23 protein-coding genes are annotated in these 25,626 nt (G+C 36.7%); 5 read left to right on the forward strand and 18 right to left on the reverse strand.

Features of this window, described 5'->3' with window-relative positions; translation table 11 throughout:
• Positions 1 to 70: 70 nt before the first annotated feature.
• The gene (locus MM213_RS03750) at positions 71 to 937 is read right to left on the reverse strand and encodes an alpha/beta hydrolase (protein WP_241410168.1); all 867 of its coding nucleotides are present in this window, start codon (positions 935 to 937) and stop codon (positions 71 to 73) included.
• 321 nt (positions 938 to 1,258) lie between these two features.
• On the opposite strand from MM213_RS03750, the gene MM213_RS03755 reads away from it, so the two are divergent.
• A complete protein-coding gene (locus MM213_RS03755; RefSeq protein ID WP_241410169.1) occupies positions 1,259 to 2,122 on the forward strand; it encodes an alpha/beta hydrolase in 864 nt (287 codons plus the stop codon).
• Positions 2,123 to 2,128: 6 nt separating this feature from the next.
• On the opposite strand, the gene proC is transcribed toward MM213_RS03755, so the two are convergent.
• Positions 2,129 to 2,932, reverse strand: a complete 804-nt coding sequence (gene proC / locus MM213_RS03760; protein ID WP_241410170.1) for a pyrroline-5-carboxylate reductase — start codon at positions 2,930 to 2,932, stop codon at positions 2,129 to 2,131.
• Positions 2,933 to 3,044: 112 nt separating this feature from the next.
• Between proC and MM213_RS03765 the strand changes: the two genes are divergently transcribed.
• Positions 3,045 to 3,206, forward strand: coding sequence for a hypothetical protein (locus MM213_RS03765; RefSeq protein ID WP_241410171.1), 162 nt, complete (start codon positions 3,045 to 3,047; stop codon positions 3,204 to 3,206).
• Between the two features lie 36 nt (positions 3,207 to 3,242).
• On the opposite strand, the gene MM213_RS03770 is transcribed toward MM213_RS03765, so the two are convergent.
• The 16 genes from MM213_RS03770 to MM213_RS03845 all read right to left on the reverse strand — a co-directional run bounded on the left by MM213_RS03770 (position 3,243) and on the right by MM213_RS03845 (position 19,610).
• A complete protein-coding gene (locus MM213_RS03770; RefSeq protein WP_241410172.1) occupies positions 3,243 to 4,460 on the reverse strand; it encodes an ATP-grasp domain-containing protein in 1,218 nt (405 codons plus the stop codon).
• 3 nt (positions 4,461 to 4,463) lie between these two features.
• On the reverse strand, positions 4,464 to 5,900 hold the full coding sequence (locus tag MM213_RS03775; RefSeq protein ID WP_241410173.1) for a leucyl aminopeptidase family protein: 1,437 nt from the start codon (positions 5,898 to 5,900) through the stop codon (positions 4,464 to 4,466).
• Between the two features lie 111 nt (positions 5,901 to 6,011).
• Entirely contained in the window at positions 6,012 to 7,160 is a 1,149-nt protein-coding gene (locus MM213_RS03780; protein WP_241410174.1) for an alpha/beta hydrolase, read from the reverse strand.
• Positions 7,161 to 7,183: 23 nt separating this feature from the next.
• On the reverse strand, positions 7,184 to 7,678 hold the full coding sequence (locus MM213_RS03785) for a hypothetical protein (protein WP_241410175.1): 495 nt from the start codon (positions 7,676 to 7,678) through the stop codon (positions 7,184 to 7,186).
• Between the two features lie 122 nt (positions 7,679 to 7,800).
• The gene (locus MM213_RS03790) at positions 7,801 to 8,517 is read right to left on the reverse strand and encodes a 16S rRNA (uracil(1498)-N(3))-methyltransferase (protein ID WP_241410176.1); all 717 of its coding nucleotides are present in this window, start codon (positions 8,515 to 8,517) and stop codon (positions 7,801 to 7,803) included.
• Between the two features lie 190 nt (positions 8,518 to 8,707).
• Positions 8,708 to 10,483, reverse strand: a complete 1,776-nt coding sequence (locus tag MM213_RS03795) for a DEAD/DEAH box helicase (protein WP_241410177.1) — start codon at positions 10,481 to 10,483, stop codon at positions 8,708 to 8,710.
• A gap of 252 nt (positions 10,484 to 10,735) precedes the next feature.
• Positions 10,736 to 10,996: an acyl-CoA-binding protein gene (locus tag MM213_RS03800; RefSeq protein ID WP_241410178.1), complete on the reverse strand. Its 261-nt coding sequence runs from the start codon at positions 10,994 to 10,996 to the stop codon at positions 10,736 to 10,738.
• A 282-nt stretch (positions 10,997 to 11,278) separates the two neighbouring features.
• Entirely contained in the window at positions 11,279 to 12,568 is a 1,290-nt protein-coding gene (locus MM213_RS03805; RefSeq protein ID WP_241273669.1) for a citrate synthase, read from the reverse strand.
• A gap of 302 nt (positions 12,569 to 12,870) precedes the next feature.
• Positions 12,871 to 13,290: a BrxA/BrxB family bacilliredoxin gene (locus tag MM213_RS03810; protein ID WP_241273668.1), complete on the reverse strand. Its 420-nt coding sequence runs from the start codon at positions 13,288 to 13,290 to the stop codon at positions 12,871 to 12,873.
• Positions 13,291 to 13,309: 19 nt separating this feature from the next.
• Complete coding sequence (locus MM213_RS03815; RefSeq protein WP_241273667.1) at positions 13,310 to 13,651, reverse strand: DUF59 domain-containing protein; 342 nt, start codon at positions 13,649 to 13,651, stop codon at positions 13,310 to 13,312.
• Positions 13,652 to 13,655: 4 nt separating this feature from the next.
• Positions 13,656 to 14,084, reverse strand: coding sequence for a SufE family protein (locus tag MM213_RS03820; protein ID WP_241410179.1), 429 nt, complete (start codon positions 14,082 to 14,084; stop codon positions 13,656 to 13,658).
• The gene (locus tag MM213_RS03825; protein ID WP_241410180.1) at positions 14,081 to 15,304 is read right to left on the reverse strand and encodes a cysteine desulfurase; all 1,224 of its coding nucleotides are present in this window, start codon (positions 15,302 to 15,304) and stop codon (positions 14,081 to 14,083) included. Before MM213_RS03825 ends, MM213_RS03820 begins: the two co-directional genes overlap by 4 nt.
• Before the next feature lie 8 nt (positions 15,305 to 15,312).
• Positions 15,313 to 16,590 carry a Fe-S cluster assembly protein SufD gene (gene sufD / locus MM213_RS03830; protein ID WP_241410181.1) on the reverse strand — a complete coding sequence of 426 codons (1,278 nt, stop codon included), beginning with the start codon at positions 16,588 to 16,590 and terminating at the stop codon, positions 15,313 to 15,315.
• 30 nt (positions 16,591 to 16,620) lie between these two features.
• Positions 16,621 to 17,382, reverse strand: a complete 762-nt coding sequence (gene sufC / locus MM213_RS03835) for a Fe-S cluster assembly ATPase SufC (RefSeq protein WP_241410182.1) — start codon at positions 17,380 to 17,382, stop codon at positions 16,621 to 16,623.
• 46 nt (positions 17,383 to 17,428) lie between these two features.
• Entirely contained in the window at positions 17,429 to 18,874 is a 1,446-nt protein-coding gene (gene sufB, locus MM213_RS03840) for a Fe-S cluster assembly protein SufB (protein ID WP_241410183.1), read from the reverse strand.
• Positions 18,875 to 19,130: 256 nt separating this feature from the next.
• Entirely contained in the window at positions 19,131 to 19,610 is a 480-nt protein-coding gene (locus tag MM213_RS03845) for an Lrp/AsnC ligand binding domain-containing protein (RefSeq protein ID WP_241273661.1), read from the reverse strand.
• A gap of 431 nt (positions 19,611 to 20,041) precedes the next feature.
• Between MM213_RS03845 and MM213_RS03850 the strand changes: the two genes are divergently transcribed.
• The 3 genes from MM213_RS03850 (at position 20,042) to MM213_RS03860 (ending at position 25,509) form a co-directional block, all read left to right on the forward strand.
• Positions 20,042 to 20,479, forward strand: a complete 438-nt coding sequence (locus MM213_RS03850; protein WP_241410184.1) for a hypothetical protein — start codon at positions 20,042 to 20,044, stop codon at positions 20,477 to 20,479.
• A 124-nt stretch (positions 20,480 to 20,603) separates the two neighbouring features.
• On the forward strand, positions 20,604 to 22,532 hold the full coding sequence (locus MM213_RS03855; protein ID WP_241410185.1) for a M14 family metallopeptidase: 1,929 nt from the start codon (positions 20,604 to 20,606) through the stop codon (positions 22,530 to 22,532).
• A gap of 142 nt (positions 22,533 to 22,674) precedes the next feature.
• Positions 22,675 to 25,509, forward strand: coding sequence for a S9 family peptidase (locus MM213_RS03860; RefSeq protein ID WP_241410186.1), 2,835 nt, complete (start codon positions 22,675 to 22,677; stop codon positions 25,507 to 25,509).
• Positions 25,510 to 25,626: the final 117 nt, after the last annotated feature.

A 25,626-nucleotide genomic window follows, 5' to 3' on the forward strand; every position in this document is an offset into this window, starting at 1 on the left:
AATTAAGGCCGAGCTTAATAAGTTATTTGATATTGATGGTTTCCATCTTTTTGCAATGAATGATAATAGGCTAATTTAATTGGGTCTTATTTTTCTCAAAAACCTGATTGATGAACAGGATATGAAATGGTAGCGCATCCGTCCAGTACTCCCATGTATGCGCACCTGGACGCTCTGTATATTCGTGGGGAGTATCATTTTCGAGTAGCAGTTGATGAAGTTGCCTGTTGGTTTCGATTAGAAAATCATCTATTCCACAGTCTATTAGGAGCGCAATATTATTTTGCTTCATTTGATTTACTAGTCCAACAGCAGTGTAGGGACTGAAAGGAAAATCATATTCAATCTCTCCAAGCATTTCTTGTTGGCTTTTTCTTCGTTGTTCCTGAGTATCTTCATTTCCTATCCAAGTACGTACATCTATATTCATTACACCACTCATAGATCCTGCTGCAGAGAATAGTTCAGGATGCTTTGCTGCGATCATCATTGCACCATGTCCACCCATAGAAAGACCAGTGATTGCTCTAGCATTTTTGTCTTTGATGGTCGGGAAATTCGCATCCACATACGGGATCAATTCTTTACTGATGTATGTTTCATACTGGACAGAATCCATCAAGGGGCTATCGTAGTAATATGAAAAGGGAGCCACTCCAGGAGTAATTAATATCATTTGGTATAAATCCGCAAGCTCTTGAAGCAAATTGGGTTTTGTAGCATTTTTATGCCAATCCAGATATCCTCCCCACGCACCATGGAGTACATATACCGAAGGGAATTCTTGATCTAGCCCTTCGATTCCGCTAGGTTTTACCACAGAGGCTTTAAGGGATTTGTTCATAGCCTTGCTAAAAACTTCGATCGTATCAGTTTTGGCTTGAAGTAGATTGATATTGATCAAGCAAATAAGAACAGTTAATTTCAAAAATTTCATAAGGTTAATTATTTATGGCTTCGGCAATTTAATGAATCAAGACTGAAATTTAGTAAAATCAATTTACTTTTAAGAAGGAGAATGATTTAAGGATTGTGAATCTTATTACCGATGGTTTAATGTTGGAATACATTAGAATCAAGTATGGATTTTAGTATGCTGCGATGTTTCATGGATTCCGGAACTTTGTACTTTTTCTGTTTATACTAATTCCTTTTGCTTTTTTGGAGAATCAATGATTGATGTTTAGCGATTGTTTTTAATTTTCAAAAGAGGCATCAATTTTGAATAATGATATAATCAATTAAATATCATTCAATTATGAAAAAGTTTAATTTATCTTGTTTGACAGTCCTTTCAGCTTTTTTGTTGATATTCTCATGTAGTGAAAAAGAGGAACCAATATTGTATCCAGTTGACGAGGATGTTATTTTGAAAGATGTGCGCTATGGCAACCATGAAAGGAATGTAATGGATGTGTTTTTGCCATCTGGAAGAAACCCTTCAGTTACCAAAGTCTTGGTATTGATTCATGGTGGAGGTTGGATTGGTGGTGATAAAAGTGATTTTGATGAAATTATAAATCCAGAAAACTCTTCGGAATTAAAAGAGCAATTTCCTAATGTGGCTATTTTTAACTTGAACTATAGGTTGGCTACCACCGAAGAAAATAGATACCCCGCAGCTGAAGAGGACATAGAATCCGCAATGAGCTATATCTTCGCCCAAGCAAATTCATTTCAAGTAAATGGGATGGAAACATATCTTCTAGGGGGTAGTGCAGGTGGTCATTTGGCAGCTTTATATACAGTCAAAAACAATTCATCCCGAATTAAAGGTTGTATTAGTATTGCTGGACCGTATGAATTGGGATCTTTGTATTCAGATGGAGATAATGAGTCTAGACAAGTCCTAAACGCATTTTTAGGTGGCAGCCCACAAGAAAAGCCCGAAGCTTATCATGAAGTTTCCCCAATCAATTTTATAAGCACAAATTCCCCCAAATTTCTTTTGCTTCATGGTAGGGATGATACTTTGGTTCCTTTTTCTCAGGCGGAAAAATTTCAATCAGCATTAGAGGGAAGTAATGTAGAGGTATTGACAGTATATTATTCAGGAGGCCATGGGATTCCTCCTGAACATATTGAACAGGCTTTTGATGCGATCAAAGTATTTCTTGAATAGGGATCATTAATCCTTAGCGATTTTCTGATATGATGCCAAAACACCTCTTACCATGGCAGAAGAGAAGCCTTGATGTTCCATTTCATTAAGCCCAACGATGGTACAGCCTTTAGGGGTTGTTACTTTATCAATGGCTTCCTCTGGATGCATGTTTTTTTGGATCATCAACTCTGCAGCCCCTTTGACAGTTTGGTTTACAATCTGGGAAGCTGTCTTTGCGTCAAACCCAATCTGAATGCCTCCCTGAATCATCGCTCGCATGAACCTCAAAACATATGCGATACCGCATGCACCGAGAACGGTTGCCGCTTCCATCAGTGTTTCATCTATTGTTATGGAAAATCCAATGCTATTGAATAGGTTTTTTACCAAATCATCAGTAATTAAGTCATTGTTTCTGCCACATATACACGTGATCGATTCATTGATGTCTGCTGCTATATTTGGCATAGCTCTGTAAACGACCATTTCACGATCTACTACTGCATACATTTCATCCAGTGTAATTCCAGTTGCCAAAGAGATAATAGTGTGCCTATTTTTGTCAAGCATAGGCTTGATCTCTTTTAAAATTGAAGTCACATTATAAGGCTTCACACCCAAAATTATAATATCAGATTCTTTTGTAGCGATCATGTTGTCGCTATGTACACGAACTCCTTTATCTTGAAGGTAAAGTAGGTTGGCTGGATTTCTTTTGGTGATATGGAGATTTTGGGCCGAAAAATCTGGTTGTTCTAAAAGTCCATTGGCAATCGATGTTCCCAAGTTTCCACAACCGATGATAGCAATTTTTTTATTAGATGTCATTTTATATATCAGTAAATCTTTATCAATGTTTTATAAAGTTAGAAATATTTAAAATAGCCTTTACTATATCTATAGAAATCGTAGTGTTGTTTGTTCAATTTGAGAATAAAATATGTTTTCAAATAAACTTTTGATTGAAAAACCTGAAAGAATAGCCATTGAGCTTTCAAATATTGAAAAACTTGATAGTATTCTTTCAGACCTTAAGAAACAAGGATTTGAAATTAACGAAGTAGTAAAAATTCAAGAGGTTTTGATTATTTCTTCAGAGTAGTTATAAGAAATGGGCGAAAAATTTTGTTTTCGCCCTTTAATGTAGTTTTGTGAGCTTTTCTGGATCAGCTGTAGTCGAAAAATCTGATGTTAATCTTTCAGCATACTCGTCAAGCAATTCTCTTACTCTCGCATGTTTTTTGGATCTAACGATCATTCCTGCGTGATAATCCAAAGGAACTCTAAAGCAGACTTCTTCATCGTCAAAGCTTGAAAGATCAGGCTTTTCAAATTTTGAAAGTGTCAAGACAATCCCTGCATATTCTTTTCTTTTCTTAGGAAGTTTGTAAGTGTAGCCTTTGGCGATTGAATCTTCTATTTTTGCCCATTCTCCCCATAAGTTGATTCCTGTCGCTGCTTCCACCATCTCTGCGAGGTGTGCTCCACCCACACGGCTAGAGGTTTCCAGGAAATAAATTTCTCCATCCTCACGGTTCTTTATAAATTCTGTATGTGTAGCTCCATCTTTCATCCCAAAGGCTTTCATAACCTCAGTATTGGCTTTTTGGATTGCTTTGTCATCATCTGAGCCGTATGGTACATTGGCACTTCTAAAAATCCCGCCACCTTGTGAGATTTCCATTGGTGTTGCAAGGTATTTTGAGACAGTACATGAAATCGCTTTTCCACCTAAATTCAAGCCATCTGCATGATAGACATCTCCTGGTTTGAATTGTTCCACAAGATATCTGATCCTGTTTTCTCCCAACTCATGGATATGCTTCCAAAGGTTCTCTTTGTCATGGACCTTGATGATACCATTTGCTGAAGCTTCAGATCGAGGCTTCAATACCCAAGGAGCTGCTACATTGTCTGCAAAGTGGTTGATTTCTTCATCATTGAAAAGCGCTGAAAATTCAGGAACTAACACCCCGGCAGCTTTGGCGCGCATGCGCATGGCAAGCTTGTCCCTAAAATACCTGCCTGTGGTTTGTCCCATTCCGGGGATTCTTAGGTTTTCACGGAGAAAAGTAGCTTTCTCAACATCATAATCATCCAAAGCAATGATGGATTCTATTTTGTTGGATTTCATCAAATCCGCTACACCTAGAAGTAAATGTTCTAGATTCCAATCTAAATCTTGACCGGACATATAGAAAATCTCTTCTAGATGTTCGTGAGGCCAAGGTTTATCTTTTAGTTTTTCTGATGTGATCAGATATACTTTGTTTCCCAATTTGTTTAATTGAGACATGAAATCTCCCCCTTTGAAAAAGTTGGATACGCAAATAAAAGTTTTTGATGCTGTATTCATAGCTTATAAGTTTTGCAACAATTTAATAATTAAATGGACACCATATGCAGTTCCGTGTTTAGTTTTTGCAAATTCTGAATCACCAAATGCAGTCCCTGCAATATCAACATGTGCCCAAGATGAATGGTCTTCAGTAAATGCCTCCAAAAATTTTGCTGCTGTTATCGCTCCAGCAAGTGGTTTTCCATTATAATTTTTTATATCAGCTATTTCACTGTCCATTTCGGATTTGTAACTGTCCCAAAGTGGAAGAGGCCACATTTTTTCTCCTACGGCTTCTCCACTTTCCTGAAGTGCTTCCGAAAGTGCCTTGTCATTTGTAAATAATGCTGCACAATCATAACCAAAGGTACCAACCGCACTACCCGTTAATGTTGCAAAATCTAATACTGTATCAATTTTGTAGTTTTTGATCAAGTAGGAGAGACCATCAGCCAAGATCAACCTTCCTTCTGCATCTGTATCGATGACTTCTATTGTTTTACCACTATAGCTTCCGATGACATCCGAAGGCAAGAATGAAAGATTATCGACAGCATTTTCCACACATGGGATGATTGCTGTGACATTTACAGATAATTTCAAATCAGCAATTGCCTGCAATGAACCTAAAACAGCAGCAGCTCCACCCATATCACATTTCATATGAACCATTCCTGCTGTTTTTATATTTAGTCCACCGGTATCAAAAGTAACCCCTTTACCTACCAGTCCAATATGCTTTTTGGCATCCGAGCTTCTGTATTCTGCAATGATAAACTGTGGCGCTCTCTGCACATCACTTCCTTGACTGACTGCCAAAAACGCTTCCAATCCTATCTCTTTGGCTGCTTTTCTATCCAATACATTTACCGAAAATCCATATTTCTTTCCAGCTTCCTTTGTCCAGTTTGCCAAGTATTCTGGAGTAGCCGTGTTTGGTGGAAGATCCACCATTTTCATACTCTCTAACTGTGCCTTTGCAATTTTCTTTGATGATATGGCTAGTTCTTCTGCATTTGCTATTGTTGTGTAAATGCCTAAAGATACTTTTTCCCAGTCTTTAGATTGTTTTTCGGAATTTTTGAAATGACCCAATCTATATGTCCCCAGATACAAACCACTGATTGCAGCCTGAACATGGTTTTCATTCAATTCCTGAGAAAAATAAATGTTTAGATCTGTTGAGATCAAATCAGCTTGTTTGAATGTAACTCTTCTAAAAGCTGTTTGAATGGATTTGAAATTGGGATTTTTTCCCAAACCTATCAAAATGATGACCTTGTCACTGTTTGGATCTTCAAGAACGAATTGACTATCTTTTTTTCCAGAGAAAAGATTTTTGGAGACCTTGGAATTTAACAATTCCGTAGGAACAACAATGCCATCTTCATTTTCTAAAAATGGGCAAAGTATGATTCCCGCAAGTGAAACTGATGACTTTAAAATATTGATTTTCATCTTTTTTTTGTCTAAATAGTAATTGATTTTCTCGTAAAAAGGCAGATTAGACAGCCTATTTGATGCTTTCATTGCTCAATAAGGCTCTAGTCAATGCTATCGGATTAGCATTTATAAAGATTTTTCTTCTTGGTCTTTGAAGAATAACCATTCCATAGCTTTTGGAAACTCATCACTCCAGAAGCTTTCATTATGCTTGCCTTTTTCGTTGATAGACAAGTTTATTTTCATTTTTTCTTTGTTGGCTTCTTGTTTGAGAAGCTTCTTTTTGAATTTTTTGACATGCTTGATCATGGTTTCGCTTTCGTCACCACCTGCATAAAGGTAGATTTTCGTATCCATAGGCTCGTACATGTCCAAAAATGAAAACTTGATCTTTGGCAAAACCCAAAGGGAAGGGGAGAAGATCATTAATTTACCATAGACTTCAGGATACATCAATCCACTAAAAATACTTACTAAACCACCCATTGAACTTCCTCCGATTCCAGTGAATTCCCGTTGTGGTTTGGTTCTGAAATTTTTATCTACAAATGGCTTTAATGTATCAGTTACAAACCTAATGTATTTTTTTCCTTGCCCTTTGCCAAGGAGTGTGTTTCCTACGTTGTATTCGATTACACGATCTTTTTCTGCATGTTCTATAGCGATGACGATCAGCTTACCTATACCATAATATGACATTACAGCAAGTTTTTTATCTATTTGCCAATTGCCATAAGCTGCATTTTCATTGAAAAGATTTTGTGCATCTTGAAGATATAGGACTGGGTAGCATTCTTCTGAAATGTCGTAATCGTGTGGCAAAAGAGCCCAGATTTTTCTTGTTTTGTTTAATTGGGGAATTTCAAATTCCTCAGAAATCAAGTGAATCTTTGGAAGATGCTCTGGTTGAAATGGCAGCCAGTTTTTCCTCCATCTTGGCACATGTGCTTCATGATGTTCCTTGAATTCGGGAATAATCCTGTTCAGGGTTTTGTTTCCATACCTATCAATTTCCACTTCCGACCAATCACCTTTTGTGAATTTGTACTCTAAGGGGAAAGAGATCTCAAAATCGGGAGGGAAAACATAGCTATATTTTCCCTCCTCCAATTTCTTCATTTGGAAATTGTTGTCCTGAGTCAACCAATTATTGAAATTGCCTGAGATAAAGACAGGTCTGTCGTCGTCCTCGTCTGTAGTTAAAATCAAGGTTAAGCCCTTCTTTTTCGCAGTATCGTTTTCTTCTGTAGGCAAAACCATATAATCTTTAATCATCGAAATTAATTTGAAAATTAAGCTTAAAATCTAACAGGTGAGGTTCTGATCTCTGGTTCTCGGATCATGATATATGACTCTCCTTCTTTAGCATGACAAGCATTACATGCTGATGTCAGTGCTCTGAACCCTTTGATGAATTCTTCTTTGTTTTCTTTTTTGATCAATTCTTCCATTGCTGGAAGAGATTCTTTCATAAAGCTTTCTGCTGATTCTGCTCTTACAGGTCTTCTTTTTAGACCATCCTCTATGGCTTCTATCATGTGCTCCACCTGATGCTCAGCATAACCCCAGTTTTCATCCATACCTGCCCAATACAATTCAGAGTATCTATATGACACTTCTACCATTGCCTTGCTGAATCCACCTAATTGATGTGCTACTTCTTCGAATTTCTCTTCTGAGGTTCCTGCTAACCAGCCTTCAGAACCTACTGCTGTGCTTTTTTCTTCATTTACTGCGGTTTGACAAGAGGCAAGTAGTGCTAGGGCGAATAAGTTTAGAATTGTTTTTTTCATTTTTTTATTTGTTTTTAAAGGAAAGCTTGCATCGTAAAAGGTTTAATATTGTTCCTGTGTAAGACATTTTTGTCATTTTTGAATGAAGCAATAGACCTGCTTGAATTTTAGCTAGCTTGAATTTAGAACTCTTTTAAATTATTTTTCAGTTGTAAAGTATGTATTGCGGCGACGGCTGCAGTTTCGGACCTTAACCGACTTTTTCCAAGAGAGCAAGGTAAGAAATGATTGTCAAATGCTAATTGTAATTCTTGTTTTGAAAAATCCCCTTCAGGCCCAATCAAGACCAAGTATGCATTATCAACTTTTGTTTTGTCAAATAAATGTCTGTCATTTTCCTTATCCACATAAGCAACAAACCTCTGATAGGTGTCAAAGTTTTTATCTTGGACCAATTCAGTCATTGGACGGACTGGATTTAATTTCGGAATTCTTGTCTTGAGACTTTGCTTACAGGCTGAAATGATTTTTTTCTCTAAGCGATCAAGCTTGAGGTGGCTTCTTTCAGAAAATTCGGACTCCATAAAGGTGATTTCATGTACACCTATTTCGGTCAGTTTTTCTACCATCCATTCCATTCTATCAGAATTTTTGGTAGGAGAAATGGCTAAGTGAATATAATAATCATCCTCAGGTGTAAACTCCCTTTCTTCGATTCTGAGTTTTGCTTTTTTTGGATTGGCTTCTGTGATTACACAGTGAAGCAAACTCCCTTTTCCATTAGTGAAATGAACACGGTCTCCTTGCGTTTTTCTCAGTACTTTGATAAGGTGTTTTGATTCTTCTGGTTCAAGGTCGAAATGATCTTCGTTAGTGTGTTCGTGGAAAAATAGCTGCATTCGTTTCGTGTTTTCTTTGAGCTAAATTAAGTAATGCTTTTGATAAGATTAAATGTGTTGCGTAAAATTTAAAGTGTTTTTTTAATAGAAATATTTTAAATACTTAATTCTACGCAAATAGGCATTGCCTAAAAATGAAAAAAGCGTACCCTCGTGAAAGGGTACGCTTATATTGCTTTTAGGTTATTGATTAACCTTTAGAAATCTCAATGTTTACAATTTTACCTTTGATGGTATTGTCTCTCATAACGCTGATCACGTGATCAGCATCTTTTTGAGGTACATCTACAAAAGAGAAGTTGTCAAAAATATCGATTCCACCAATGCTTTTTCCTGGTACGCCAGTTTCACCAGCGATAGCTCCAACGATATCATTTGGACGGATTCTGTCTTTTGCTCCAACATTGATGAAAAGACGTGCCATTCCTGGCTCTCTTACACCTTTTTCTCTTGAAGAAGTTCTCTCTCTTCTTGGTGCTCTTTCAGAACGATCAAATCTATCACCACCTCTTTCAGAACGGTCTCTACCAGAGAATCTGTCTCCTCTTTCGCTTCTTCCTCTTCCTCCAAAGTCTCTTTCACCTCTTCTAGAACCTCTGTCACCACGGTCTCTATCTCTTCCTCCACCTAAATCTAGGCCGAAGTTTTGATCTTCCATTTCCTTGACAGTTTCGCCCATCTGCATTTTGATTAGACCAAGTGCAACTTGTTCTATTGTCAAACCTTCAGCAAGCATCATTCCGATAGTTTCTTCGAAAAGTTGATTGTCTTCTACTTTGTTGATAGAAGCATTTACATCCTTCACCAATGAAGCTTTTTTCAACTCCACCAAGTCAGTTACAGAAGGGGGATCCATTTTATGGATTGTAGTCTTGATAAATTTCTCAAGATCTCTCAATCTATAAGTATCTTTTCTTCCAGTTACAAAACTCAAAGCCATACCTGATTTACCAGCTCTACCTGTTCTACCGATTCTGTGAACGTAGTTTTCTTCGTCAAGTGGCAAATCATAATTGAATACTGCTTCCACATCATCCACATCTATACCTCTAGCGGCTACATCTGTAGCTACCAATACTGAGCAAGTTCCTTTTCTGAACTTATTCATTACTTTGGTCCTTTGTGCTTGTGAAAGGTCACCATGAAGTGCTTCTGCCATTATTCCTTTCGAAATCAACGCTTCTGTTACTTCATCTGTAGCTCTTTTTGTATTACAGAATACCACACTTAGTTTGAATTGGTTGATGTCCATTAATCTGGCCATCAATTCAATTCTTAAGCTTGGTCTTACTTCATAATAAGCTTGAGAGATATTTTCTACAGTCAATTCTTTTCTCAATACTTTTACAATCTCAGGATTGGTTTGGTATTTTCTAGTTAAGTCAAGAATTGGCTTAGGCATCGTTGCTGAGAAGAATACAGTTTGTCTTTCTTCTGGCATTGAGCTCAAAATCGTCTCGATATCATCTCTGAAACCCATATCCAACATCTCATCAGCTTCATCCAATACGATGATACTAACTTGACTTAGGTTAAGAGTTCTTCTTTGCATGTGGTCCATTATACGACCAGGGGTTCCTACTACAATCTGAACACCTCTCTTAAGGCTTTTGATTTGTCTGTCAATAGACTCACCGCCATAGATACATGTGCTGCTGATTCCTCTTTTGTACTTAGATAGTTTGACGATCTCGCCTTCTACCTGTACTGCAAGTTCTCTTGTAGGACAAAGGATCAAAGCTTGTGGCTTGTTGATCGTTGGATCTACTTGATCTATGATCGGAATACCAAAAGACGCAGTCTTACCAGTTCCGGTTTGAGCTTGTCCGATGACATCTCTGCCATCAAGCAAAAGAGGTATAGATTGTGATTGAATAGTAGATGGTTGGGTGTAACCCATATCCTCTACTGCCTTTAGGATTTCTGCTGAAATCCCAAGGTCTGAGAATGTTAATTCTTGTTCCATGAAATGTTTCCTTACTCTTCTGAACCATGATTTCCTAGAAGCATCCCAAAGTAAGCGACAGTAAGGAAACCCACGGTTAGAAAAATGTTATAATTTTAATTCGGTTGCAAAGGTAGATTTAATTATTTGGAAATGCAATAGTAACTCTAAAGAATTTAGAATATTGTTTAAGTAAAAGTAATATTTAATGTAAAATGTTTTGCGAAATTCGAATTACTTCTGCGTTTTCATTCTTTTATTTCTAGAAATATCCTACATATATTTTGAAGATAGTCCATTTACATAAGAAATATATTCTTCTGAAGCTTCTCCTTTTTCTTTACCTAATTCCTTTAACCAAGCATTGTATTTTGCAGCAGCTACAAAGTCAAAACCTCCAGGCCTCTCTTCTTTGTTGTCTCCAATGGTAGCTTGCTTGTATAAAGCGTATATTTTCAGCAATTCTTCATTGGAAGGTTTGCTTGTGAATTTTTTTGTCAATGCTGCTGCTTCTTCTAATGTATTTGCGTTCATAGGTAAACTCATTGGTTGGGTGCGAGTTTCCAAATATAGAAAAGTTAAAGGTTTTTTAAAATCTAAAGGAAAAAAATCAATTATTAAAAGTCAATTGTTAACAGAAAGGATAGCTTTTCCTATCATGTCTTGTGACTCCATAAGACATATGCGGGGTATTATGATAAATAACTTTTGTAAGTGGTGGTAAAAGAAGGTCAGCCAGGACACAGGCCTTGGGGTAAAAAAAAGTCCCAAGACAATTTTGCCTTGGGACTTTTTTAAAATTGACAAATGAGTTTTTTAGCCTCTTTTGTTCATTGAAACATACTCTCTTTCAGTCGCTCCTGTATATACTTGACGAGGTCTTCCGATTGGCTCGTTGTTTTCTCTCATTTCTTTCCATTGTGCGATCCAGCCTGGTAGTCTTCCTATAGCAAACATCACTGTAAACATATCTGTAGGAATTCCCAACGCTCTGTAAATAATTCCGGAATAGAAGTCTACGTTTGGATATAGATTTCTATCAATGAAGTATTGGTCACTCAAAGCCGCTTCTTCTAGTTCTTTGGCAATGTCTAAGATTGGATCGTTCACCCCTAATTTGGCAAGGACATCATCAGCAGCTTTTTTGATGATTTTGGCACGTGGATCGAAGTTTTTGTAAACTCTATGTCCAAAGCCCATCAATCTGAATGGATCGTTTTTATCTTTAGCCTTGTCGATGAATTTTTTAGTGTCACCACCATCAGCTTTGATCTCTTCTAGCATTTCAATCACAGCTTGGTTTGCACCACCATGAAGTGGTCCCCAAAGAGCATTAATACCTGCAGAAATTGAAGCATATATACTTGCTTGTGATGATCCTACCATTCTTACCGTAGAGGTAGAACAGTTTTGTTCGTGATCGGCATGTAGGATTAACAATTGATCCAAAGCTTTCGCTACTACTGGGTCAGCATCATATCCTTCAGCAGGAAGTGCAAACATCATCTTCAGGAAGTTGGAACAATAATCCAAGCTATTGTCTGGATAATTTACTGGATGTCCCACTTTGTTTTTGAATGCCCAAGCAGCAAAAGTTGGGATTTTTGCCAACAATCTGATGATGCTAAGATTGACAGCTTCTTCATTTCTGGTAGGATCCAGTGATTCTGGATAAAAAGCAGTCAATGAACAAATCAACGAAGATAATACACCCATAGGATGGGAGCGAGAAGGAAAACCATCAAGAATTTTCTTGATATCCTCGTGCACCAAAGTATGTGTAGTAATTTCTCTTGTGAATTTTTCGTACTCTTTTTGACTAGGAAGGTCACCGTAAATTAGTAAATAGGCAACTTCCAAAAATGATGATTTTTCTGCAAGCTCTTCGATTCCATATCCTCTATATTTAAGAATACCATTTTCACCATCCAAATAAGTGATTGCACTTGACGTGGATCCTGTATTTTTGAATCCCGGGTCTATTGTAATAAGACCAGTTTGGCCTCTCAATTTTGCAATATCAATAGCCTTTTCGTTTTCTGTACCTTCAATTACTGGAAGTTCGTACTCTTTTCCTCCATATGATAACTTAGCTGTTTCGGACATAGGTTGATTATATTTATTAGTTTATTGATTTCTATTTAAGTATTAACTGATTTGAGTGGCTTAAGTTAGTAAAAACGAGTGTTATTTACATGATTATTCATATTAGCGGTCATATATGCGTAATAACTTTGCCATTAAATAAATACTGAACAATGCGTTTTTTTTTGAATATTTTCTGCAAATAAACAGTTTTGTAACTCAAGATAAAAACAATAGCTATCGGTTTCGAAATAATATACTGTTTTCAATTGGTAAATTTGCTATATTTTTTTAGCAAAAAAAAATGCCCCGAAGGGCAAATATTATTTACAGAAGTGCTCAAATACTTCAACTAAATGATCACCGATCATTTGAGCATTGCGGCCTTCAATATGGTGTCTTTCGATAAAATGTACCAATTCACCATCCTTGAAAAGAGCCATTGCTGGAGAAGATGGAGGGTATGGTAATACTATCTCTCTGAATTTTGATACTGCAGATACATCATTGCCCGCAAATACTGTAGCCAATGAAGTCGGTTTGGCAGAGCTTTTGTCCAAGGCATACCTTACACCTGGTCTCGCAGCACCTGCAGCACAACCACAAACTGAATTTACTACCACAAAAGTAGTTCCTTTGTGATCTTTAAGGTGACTTACCACATCTTCGTCGGTTCTGAATTCCTGAAAACCAACATCAGTTAATTCTGCACGCATCGGTGCAATTAAATCCTCTGGATACATATATTTTTTATTTAAATTTTTAAAGAAAACCTAATTCAAGCTTTGCAGCATCAGACATCATGTCTTGAGAATAAGGAGGATCAAATGTCAACTCCAATTCCACATGGTTGATGCCTTGAATCTGTTGTATTTTGTCTTTGATCTCACTAGGAATAAATTCCGCAGATGGACAATTTGGAGACGTAAGCGTCATCAACACAAACACATTGTTGACAGGATAAATGCTGATTTCATAGATCAATCCTAGTTCGTAAACGTCCACAGGAATTTCTGGATCATAGACTTGTTTGATGGCTGTGATAACTTTTTCTTTCAACTCCTGAGATGGAATCTCTACCATATTATTGTTGGTATCAGACATATTTTTATGCGTTAATTTTAGCTTGATAAGCTATAGCGTATAATTTCATTTGCTTAATCATCGCTGCAAGCCCATTTGATCTTTGGGAACCGATGATATTTCCCATTCCGATTTTATCAATAAAATTCAATTCTGCATTGATAATTTCTTGTGGGGTCTTTCCAGACAATACACGAATCAAAAGACTGATCAAACCCTTTGTAATGTCAGTATTTGAGTCTGCCAAATAGTGTAGTTTATTTTCCTTTTCGAAAGCAGTAAGCCACACCTTTGATTGACAGCCTTTGATGATATGCTCGTCTGTTTTATCTGCTTCGGGCATTTCAGGTAATTTATCACCCAATTCCATAATATAGAAAATGGTGGATTCCCTGTCATCACCTAGTATGCTAAACTCTTCTATGATTTCGTTCTGTATATCTTGGATGGTCATTTGTTCTTGATTTTTGCAATTTTTGAAACAGAAGCCACAAGCGTGTCAATTTCTGATTTGGTATTGTAAACAGAGAATGAAGCCCTAACAGTTCCTTCAATCCCAAATCTTTGCATCAAAGGCTGAGTGCAATGATGACCAGTTCTGACAGCTATCCCATTTGCATCAAGCATCATTCCCACATCAAATGGATGCATGCCGTTGATATTGAAAGAAATTACGCTGACTTTATCTTTGGCCGTTCCCACTGGGACAAATCCTTTGATAGCCTGTAATTGTTCTGTAGCGTAGGAGAGGAGGTCATCTTCGTGTGCTTTGATTTCTTTTTTGCCAAGATCATTGATGAACTCCAAAGCCCTACCAAATGCAATCACATCCCCAATATTTGGTGTGCCAGCTTCGAATTTGAAAGGTAATTCGTTGAAAGTTGTTTTTTCAAATGTAACTTCCTTGATCATTTCTCCACCACCTTGATAAGGTGGCATTGCGTCAAGTATTTCTCTTTTGCCATATAGAACTCCCAAGCCTGTAGGTCCATAGAGTTTGTGTGCTGAGAAAACTAGAAAATCGCAATCTAAGGCCTGAACATCAATCTCAAGATGACTAGTCGATTGGGCACCATCCAGCAAAACTTTTGCTCCAACTTTGTGCGCTTTCGAAATAATTTCCTCAACCGGATTGATTGTGCCCAGCGCATTGGAAACATGGACAACACTCACAAGCTTTGTTCTTGGAGACAAAAGCCCATCAAAAGCTTCCATATCCAATTCTCCAGCCTCATTGATAGGAATTATCTTTAAGATAGCACCCTTTTCTTCACACAGCATTTGCCATGGGACTATATTGGAGTGGTGCTCTAGGGTGGAAATAATGATTTCGTCACCTTCATTGATAAATTTCCTTCCAAATGTAGCTGCTACCAAATTGATTCCTTCAGTAGTGCCTTTGGTGAAAATGATCTCAGCTTCCTCTTTTGAATTGATGAAAGTTTTGATCAATCCTCGCGTAGCTTCATAATATCTCGTCGCCCTATCAGCTAAAGTATGCGCTCCCCTATGGATGTTGGAATTGTCTTTTTTATAATAATCTGACAATGCCTCTATGACTGCCAAAGGTTTTTGGGTCGTCGCTGCATTGTCAAAATAAATCAAAGGTTTTCCATTTACTTCTTGGTGAAGTACTGGGAAAAGCCCTCTTATATGATCAATATTTAATGGCATAATAGATTTTAAAAACTGCTTCCCAATCTTTCTTGTACTAGTTGGATGCAATATTCTTTGAAAGGTTCATAAGCGATATGTTCGAAAACTTCACCTGCGAATGCATAAAGCAACAAGCCTTTAGCATGTTCTTTACCTATTCCTCTAGCTTGAAGATAAAACAATGCCTCTTCATCCAACTGCCCCGTTGTACAGCCATGTGAACATTTGACATCATCAGCCCAAATTTCCAACTGTGGTTTTGTGTTGACAATGGCATCCTCAGACATTAGAATATTATTGTTTTGCTGAAATGCATTTGTCTTTTGAGCATCTTGTCTCACGAATATTTTTCCATTGAATACTCCTCGGGATGAATCCGCAAGGATACCTTTATAAAGTTCATTGGAATCACAATGTGGCTTGGTATGATCTACATTGGTATGGTTGTCAACATGTGTTTTTCCATTCAACAAATAGAGTCCATACATATTTCCTACACAACCACTATCAAGGAGATTTAGTGTGAGATTGTTTCTTAGCATATCACCTTGAAGCTGTGTAGCGACAGAAGTGAAAGTTGCATCTCTGTGGATATCAGTTGCGAAGTTGTTTGCACTAATTGCTTTTCTGTTTTCGTTCTGCAATCTGTAATAATAGCCATGGGCATTTTGATTGACCTTGACTTCTACGACTGCATTGGAGAAATAAACTTCTTCGTCCAAAGAAACAGTGTTTTCAATAAATGTCACCTCTGCATTTTCAGCAATTTCAATCAAGATTCTTGAATTGATTATTTGCCCTTCATTTGCTTTGTTGAAATGAATCAGGAAAATCGGTTTTTCTACTTTTTTTCCTTTTTCTACAGAAATATGAACTCCGTCTTCGAATGTCAAACTATTGAGTGCTGCAAATGGGTCTTTTTCATTTTTGGCTATTTGCCCCAATAAGTCAGGCTGTGTTTCTGACAACTTTAAAAAAGAATAGTTTTGGGCAGAAATAGATGATAATTCTGCATCAAAATGACCATTGTTGAATACAACAACATCACCATCAAAACCTTCAAATAGATTTGATTTTACATTTTCTGCTGTAAGTTCAGTCTTTATTGCACTTTTGAATGAAGAGACATTTTGCTCAATTTTTTTACTGATTTGAGTAAACTTATACTCTTCCTCTTTTAAGTGGGGAAGTCCCTTCATTTCCAAAAATTCCAATCCACTCTTTCTCAAGTTTTCAAAAGTTGAGAAATTGGGATTATTTTCCAGAAAGAGGTCTATAGCTTTATTTTTAGTAATTGTAGTCATTGTATGGGATTCTTTAAGAAATGAGTGGAATTAAACAGAAGCAGCGTCAGCTTCTTCTTTGATCCAGTCGTATCCTTTTTCTTCCAATTCCAAGGCAAGTTCTTTTGTGCCTGATTTTACAATTTTTCCATTGTATAGAACATGGACAAAATCCGGTACGATATAATCTAGCAATCTTTGATAGTGAGTGACTACGATTGTAGCATTTTCGGAAGACTTCAATTGGTTTACACCATTTGATACAATTCTCAATGCATCAATATCCAATCCTGAGTCAGTTTCATCCAAAATGGATAGGGTTGGCTCAAGCATGGCCATTTGAAAAATCTCGTTTCTTTTCTTTTCTCCACCAGAAAATCCCTCATTCAATGATCTGCTCAAAAGTTTTTGATCGATCTCAACAAGTTTCATTTTCTCTTTCATGATAGAGAGGAATTTCACAGCATCAAGTGCTTCTAGTCCTCGGTATTCTCGAACTTGGTTGACAGCTGTCCTCAAGAAATTGGTAGAGCTCACACCTGGGATTTCCACAGGATATTGGAAAGCCAAAAACACACCTTCTCTAGCTCTGTCTTCAGGAGAAAGTTCTAAAAGGTCTTTTCCTTTGAAAGAAACTTCACCTTCAGTGACTTCATATTCTTCTCTTCCAGCCAATACAGAGGCCAAAGTCGATTTTCCTGAACCATTAGGTCCCATTATCGCATGGACTTCTCCTGGCTTAACTTCAAGGTTGATACCTTTTAATATTGGAGTGCCTTCTATTGAGGCGTGTAAATTCTTTATCTTTAACATTTCGTAATCTTCAATTTTTCTAATTCAATTCTATCAATCCTAAAGCTTATCCTACAGATCCTTCTAGGGTAAGTGCGAGCAGTTTTTGTGCTTCTACTGCAAATTCCATAGGTAATTGATTCAATACTTCTTTTGCATATCCATTGACAATCAAGGCTACAGCATCTTCAGTTGCAATACCTCTTTGGTTACAATAGAATAGCTGATCTTCACCGATTTTCGAGGTTGTCGCTTCATGTTCAACTTTTGCGGAAGAATTTTGAATATCAATATATGGGAAGGTATGCGCACCACATCTATCACCCATTAGCAGAGAGTCACACTGAGAGAAATTTCGCGCATTGGTCGCTCTTTTCATAACTTGAACCTGTCCTCTGTAGGAATTTTGAGACTTACCTGCTGAGATTCCTTTGGATACGATCCTGGATTTGGTGTTTTTACCAATGTGGATCATTTTGGTCCCAGTATCAGCTTGCTGATAATTGTTGGTGACTGCTACTGAATAAAATTCTCCAATAGAATTGTCTCCTTTCAAAATACAAGAAGGGTATTTCCAAGTGACAGCTGAACCTGTTTCTACTTGAGTCCAAGAGATTTTTGAAAAATCACCGGCACAAATACCTCTTTTGGTAACAAAATTATAGATACCACCCTTGCCATTTTTGTCTCCAGGAAACCAGTTTTGAACGGTAGAATATTTAACTTCTGAGTTTTTGGCTGCGTAAATTTCCACAACTGCAGCATGAAGTTGGTTTTCGTCTCTTTGGGGAGCAGTACAGCCTTCCAAGTAAGAGACATAAGAACCTTCTTCTGCTACTATCAGCGTTCTTTCAAATTGGCCGGTATTGGCTGCATTGATTCTGAAATAAGTAGAAAGTTCCATTGGGCACCTTACACCAGCCGGAATGTAACAGAAAGACCCATCTGAAAATACAGCAGAATTCAATGCTGCATAATAATTATCAGTCATAGGGACCACTGATCCCAAATATTTTTTCACCAATTCGGGATGTTCTTTTACTGCTTCGCTGAAAGAACAAAAAACAATTCCCATTTTGGATAGCGTTTCTTTAAAAGTAGTTCCGACAGAAACTGAATCCAAAACTGCATCTACTGCAATTCCTTGCAACTTCTTTTGTTCATTCAAAGAAATCCCCAACCTTTCATAGATCTGCAAAAGTTCAGGATCTATTTCATCCAAACTTTTTGGTTTGTTTGATTTTTTAGGTGCAGAGTAGTACTTAAGGCCTTGTAGGTCTATTTTTGGATAAGTTACATTAGCCCATTCAGGCTCTTTCATGTCCAGCCAAGTTTTGAAAGCTTTAAGCCTCCAGTCCAGCAACCATTGAGGTTCTTCTTTTTTGGCCGAAATCCATCTAATAATATTTTCATTAAGACCAGTAGGGGCCTCATCGACTTCCATGTCGACTGACCAGCCATGTTCGTAATCCTTTGAAGTAAGTTCTTCTAAAATTTGATTGTCTTTGCTCATGTGTGTGAGTTATTTAGACTAATTATAGTTTGTGATGCGAAGATACAACATTAATCTAAAATATATTGTTCATACAGATACCAAAAATCTATAATTGATAGAAAAAATTTATCGTAAGATGTTGACAATGATTATATTGAAAATAAAAAGAGGCTAGATATCTAATATCTAGCCTTGCTTTTAAAATTATAAATAATATTTAAATTATTATAAATTTATTTTATTTAGATTTAATCTAATTTATTTTTGAATAATTTTAGATTTTTCCCGTCTTGTCAAAAAACTGAATAGGCCTGTTAATACTTTCTTCTAATACGATCAAAGTCTCTGTTCTATCTATGCCCTCTACTTTTTGGATATTGTCCAATACTGTTCTAAGGTGATTAGTGTCTTTGCATATTATCTTTGCGAAAATGCTGTAGTTTCCTGTTGTGTAATATGCATTGATTACTTCAGAGATTTGCTTTAGATTTTCGATTACGGTATCGTATAATGAGCTTTTTTCTAGATAGATTCCCAAAAATGCTGAAATATCATATCCTAATTTTGAAAAGTCTATGTTCAAGGTTGCACTTTTGACGATCCCCATATCTTCGAGTTTACGCATTCTAACATGTACTGTACCGGAAGAAACGAATACTTTTTTTGCTATTTCCGTGTAAGGTGTCTTTGCATCATCATTCAAAAGCGAAATGATCTTCAAATCCACATTGTCAATATCTAAAATTTTGTCCATTATTTTGAGGTTAAATTAGAGGTATGTTAATAAATCAGTCGTCAAATTATGAAATACTTAAAAAAATGCAAAATAAATTTTTCAATTTGTAAAATTGGAGAAAATACATTTATTTTGGCATCTAAGAATTAAGAGTAAATTTTATTTGGTGTTTATCAAATGATGTCAAATAAAAAATTGAATAATCAAAGATAATCTTTGTAATTCAGTATTTTAAATTAGAAAAACTTTTAATCTCTAAAGTTATATTTGGGTTTATATTCTGAAAAGGGTCTTGCTACTGGCAAGACTTTTTTATTTTTTACATCAAAATTTAAAATACATAAATATAGGTTTGAAAATAATTTAAATGTATTTTTACAACATATATTCGAATGTCCCCAATGAAAAGATATTTTACAACTTTATTTTTATTTTCCGTATCCTTCGGGATGATTATGACTTCTTATGGTCGTGATATCAGTGAAAGTAAGGTCGATAATGAAGGTAAGAAGAACAAAGAGAAGTCAGTCAATTCCTTTCACAGCTCTTCAGCAGACGTTTTGTTAAGTAAAGTTATTGATGAAAGTTCTAATGATTTTTCTGACTTTGGATCAGAATGGGTTTGGCCAGATTACACTATGGATTTGGTCGAAAGTTTTACGCCATTTTTGTTTAGAACAAAAGAAAGTGCACAATTTGAAGAGATAAGAGTAGTTTTGAATGTTGATAATCGTGGAAAACTTGTAGGGTACGAATTTATTACAGAGGTAGATAAAGGTTTGGAAGAAAGGATGGCGCATGTGCTACGTAAACTGCCTAAATGTCTACCAGTACCAGGCTATTCAAGTTATGAAGCCACAGATTTTGAATTGATTATAAGAAGATAATTAAATTAAATTAGAGTGTTTAATTATCATTCCCTACCAATTAATTGGTAGGGAATTTTTTTTGAGTGGTTAGGAATGAATAGGATAGGCCCTTAACTTTAACTCAAACAAATCTATCCTAATTATGAAGCAGATTTTACTTCTACCAATCTTTCTTTCTTTGAGTTTAAGCCTTTCATTTGCACAATTGAATGATAAATCTTTGAAACCTCCAAAGGTATGGCCTGAGGATGACGAAAAGATGAAGAATTATGTGGTCTCAGGTGAAAGGCATGGCCAATCATTTTTTAAGAAATTTAAATTCCCTGAAGTTCAGTATGAACCGGGAGAGACTTTGGAATTTGATATTTACCACACTCCCAAAGTCATGTACCACTGGTATATGTATTGGGCGGAGCAATATCCTGATATAACGGAGCTTTATGAAGTGGCTACATCATATGAAGGGAGGCCAATCCTCCAAATGACAATTACCAATAAAAAAACCGGTAAACACACAGATAAGCCGGCTGCGTATTTTGAAGGAGGAAGGCATGGTGGTGAAGTGACAAGTAGCGAATCAGTTCTTTGGTTGACAAAGCATTTGTTGGAAAACTACGGAAAAGATCCTGAGATTACAGCCTTGATTGATACAAAAACAATCTATGTAAGGCCTCAGAATAATCCTGATGGTTCTACAATGTATCTCTATACAGAGCAGAGAAATAGAAGTACTGTTCGACCTTATGATGTGGACAGAGATGGCTTGATGGACGAGGATCCAGAAGAGGATCTCAATGGTGACGGCATAATCCATAGCATGCGAAAAAAAGCAGTGACTGAAGAAGAAAAGGAAAAGGCCAATTATACCCTTGATCCAAGAGATCCAAGTGGGAGGCTGATGAAGAGAGTTTTTGAAGGTCAAGGTGAATGGTTGATGTATTCCGAAGGGATTGATAATGATGGGGATGGCAAATATAATGAAGATGGAATTGGCGGATTGGATTTGCATAGAAATTATCCTGAAAATTGGCGCCCTGATTCTGGAGGTGACATGACAGGTAGGGGTTATACCCAATGGGGTGCAGGAGAATATCCTTTGAGCGAAATAGAAACACGATCTACAGTCCTTTGGCTCTTGTCTCACCCAAATATCTCAGTAGTAAATTCCTTGGATACAAGAGTTCCGATGCATCTAAGACCACCTTCAACATCATCAAGTGAAGAAAGTATGTTTCCTTCGGATTTGGAACTTTATAAGAAATTTGACCAGATGGGAATCGAAATTACAGGATATCCTTGGGCTGGAGATGTTTATGAAACTTATAGTACAAGATATAAGACAAATAGGCTTACTGGAGATCCTTTGAAGCCGAGTCCATTGTTTGGGCATGGTCCTGATTTTGGATATTTCTATTACGGAGCAATGTGGTATGGCGATGAGTTGTGGAATAATGGCGCTATGAAAGATTATGATGGTGATGGAGTGTATGACGATTATGATGCTCTGATGTGGGATGATGAGGAAAATAATTCCAATGGATTCAAAAAATGGGAAAAATTTGAGCATCCTCAATTGGGAGAAGTAGAGATTGGTGGATTTCATCCTAAATTCTTTTCCCAAAATGGGCCACCATGGCAATTGGAAAGATGGATCAAGAAGCAGTCTTTGTTTAACCTTGCTATGGCCAAAGAGTTGCCACAAATAGAAATCCTAGAAGTCAATGTAGAAGAAATTGGCTCAAATGAATACGAAATATCTGTAAAGTGGTCGAACACAGGAGGTCTTCCAGTTGCTTTGGAGCAAGCAAAAAGAGTTAAAATTGTTCAAGAAGATAGGTTGATACTTGAGTTTGACAAGGAATTGACAAAGGGATTTGAGAATGCAAAGGTGCAAATTACCCAGCCGCAACTGTATGACAAAACAATATATACAGGCTATACAAATGCTGGAGAAGTGAAAAAGGAAAGTTTTAAAATTATTTTAAAACAAAAGGAGCCAGTAAAAGCGAAGTTGAAGCTATTATCAACCAGAGGTGGATTTGTAGAAAGGGAAATCACTATTGGCAACTAAACTTCAAATTCTTTAAAACAACATTTTACTTAAAAGCTAAAGTAGACTTAAAAGTGACCTTATAATCGCTATTTCCCATTAATATAAAATTTAAGGTAATTCTTTGCATACTTTATTTACTTGTATCTAAATAATTCGAAATATGATAATTAAAACAAAAAACATTTTGGGTTTGATGCTCTTTTTCGTAGTGCTGAATGTCTCAGCACAACAAAAAAGGCCTCTGACCCACGCTGATTATGACGGATGGGAATCTGTTTCATCAGATAAGATTTCTGCCGATGGAAAATGGGTTGGCTTTGAAATCAATCCTCAAGATGGCGATGGTAGACTAGAGATCGTCAGTCACAGTAATTCTAAAAATAAATTTGTAATTCCAAGAGGAAATAGATTCTCCTTTTCAAATGATAACAATTTTGGAGTAGGAAGAATTGTTGCACAAAAAGACTCTTTGAAGGTTTTGAAAATCAAGAAAACCAAAGCAGATGAAATGCCAAAAGATACACTTTTTGTGATTCAATTGTCTTCGGGTAATATTGAAAAAATCGCTAGAGTAAAATCTTTTGCTACTCCAAGAAAAGAGGCTAACTGGTTAGCTGTTCATTTTGAAAAAGAGATTCCTGCAAAACCTGCCAAAAAAGCAGAGGGAGATACAACAAAAGTTGCAACGCCTGAAAAACCAAAAAAGACAGATGGCACTAAGCTAATCGTTCGATCTTTTGATGGGAAAACTAGCTACGAATATGATCGGGTGAAATCTTATGGTTTTTCTGAAAATGGATCACATCTATATTATGTGAAAGCAACAGAGGATACTCTCAAAAATGCAGGCATATTCCTTCTTGACTTAAAATCTGGTGTGTCTCAAATTATTGATATTGGGAAAACAGATTACATTTCTACACAAATATCAGATTCAAATAAATATTTGGCTTTTCTGACTACAGAGGATTCTCTGAAAACTAAGAAACCTTATTATGATTTATATCTATATGATATAGCGAAAGCCAGCAATCAGAAAATTGCAGATAGGAATTCTGTTGGAATCCTTTCCAATGGTATGATTAGCAAATCTGGAAGGATCAATTTTGCGGAGGATGATAGTCGAGTTTATTTCGGAACAATCAATGATTATGCTACATATGCATATGAAGATGATACGACTATATTGGATGAGGAGAGAGTGAAATTAGATATCTGGGGTTGGCAAGATGCTGAGATTCAGCCGATGCAATTGAAGAATAAGAATAGAGAGGAAAATAAGAGCTATTTGGCTGCTTACAATATAAAGGACAAGAAAATAATCCAGATAGGAGATGGACAGATCAATAGTATCAGTTATGACCCTAAGGCAAAGCATAAAATAGGTATTGCCACTGATGATTCCCCATACCGAAGAGAGTATAGCTGGAATACGCAGATTGGAAGAGACACTTATTTGGTAAACCTTGAAAATGGAAGCAGAACTTTAATCCAGAAAGCACTATCTGGATATGCTCAACTTTCTCCAAATGGGAAATATGCATATTGGTATGACAACAGTGACAGTTCTTGGGTAGCTTATGAGATTGCGACTAAGTCCTTCAAAAATTTGACTAAATCTATGAATGTCAACTTTTATAATGAGCAACATGACTCGCCATCCTTACCAGGTAGTTATGGTGCAGCAGGTTGGATGAAAGATGATAAGGCATTTTTGGTTTATGACAAATATGATATTTGGAAAATAGACCCTACTGGAAAGGAATCTCCGAAAAACATAACGTTAGGAGAAGGTAGAAAGCAAACCATTGAATTTAGGAGACAAAGAATTGAAGAGGAGGAAAGGGAAGGGATTGATCCAGCACTTCCATTTGTATTGACTGCATTCCATGAGTATAATAAGAAAAATGGATTCTATACTGGAGATATTAATGGAGCAAAAGCGCCTGTTTCGATTGTATTTACCGATCATAGATATATGGGACTGAGCAAAGCAGCAGACTCTAACCTTGCAATCGTAAGAAGATCAACTTACCAGGATTATGCGGATATTTATGCCACTGATATGTCAATGTCTCAGTTAACGCAACTTTCTCAAGCAAATCCTCAGCAAAAAGATGTTAACTGGGGGACTGTTGAATTGGTAGAATACCTAGCAAATGATGGAGTACCGTTACAGGGTTTGTTGTTTAAGCCTGAAAATTTTGATTCCAACAAGAAATATCCAATGATGGTGTATTTCTATGAAAGGAATTCTGATGGCTTGCATAGCTACAGAGCCCCAGCTCCGAGTGCATCGACTATAAATATACCTTATTTTGTAAGTAATGAATATTTGGTCTTTGTACCAGATATTAAGTATGACTTAGGTCTACCAGGACCTAGTGCTTACAATTGTATAATTCCAGGAGTTCAGTCTATAGTTGCCAAAGGTTTTGTAGATGTAGACAATATGGCTATTCAGGGTCAAAGCTGGGGAGGCTACCAAGTAGCTCATTTGATCACGAGAACCAACATGTTCAAAGCTGCTGGAGCAGGAGCGCCGGTTGTGAACATGACTTCAGCATACGGTGGTATTCGTTGGGGAACAGGTATGAGTAGGATGTTCCAATACGAACAAACGCAGAGTAGGATTGGTGGCACATTGTGGGAAAAACCTTTGTACTATTTAGAAAATTCACCATTGTTCTATATGGATAGAGTTCAGACACCAGTGTTGATAATGCACAATGATGCTGATGGAGCAGTGCCATGGTACCAAGGAATTGAGATGTTTATGGCATTGAAAAGGTTAAATCAACCAGCTTGGCTATTGCAATACAATGATGAGGACCATAATCTTGTCCAAAGAAAAAACAGAAAGGACCTTTCAGTGAGATTGTCACAGTTTTTTGATCATTATCTTAAGGGAGCTCCAGCACCATTGTGGATGACAGAGGGTTTGCCGGCAGTGGAAAAGGGTAGGACTTTAAAGTATGAGTTAGGTGATAATTAATCGACTTTTCTATTAGAGAGCACCCCTTCATAAATTATTTGAAGGGGTGTTTTTGCATAAAACAAAGATATATTTTAAAAAAAAGTGATCTAAACTATTATGAAAATAGTATGGCAC

The sequence above is a fragment of the Belliella alkalica genome (assembly GCF_022549785.1).
GTDB classification, from domain to species: Bacteria; Bacteroidota; Bacteroidia; order Cytophagales; family Cyclobacteriaceae; genus Belliella; species Belliella alkalica.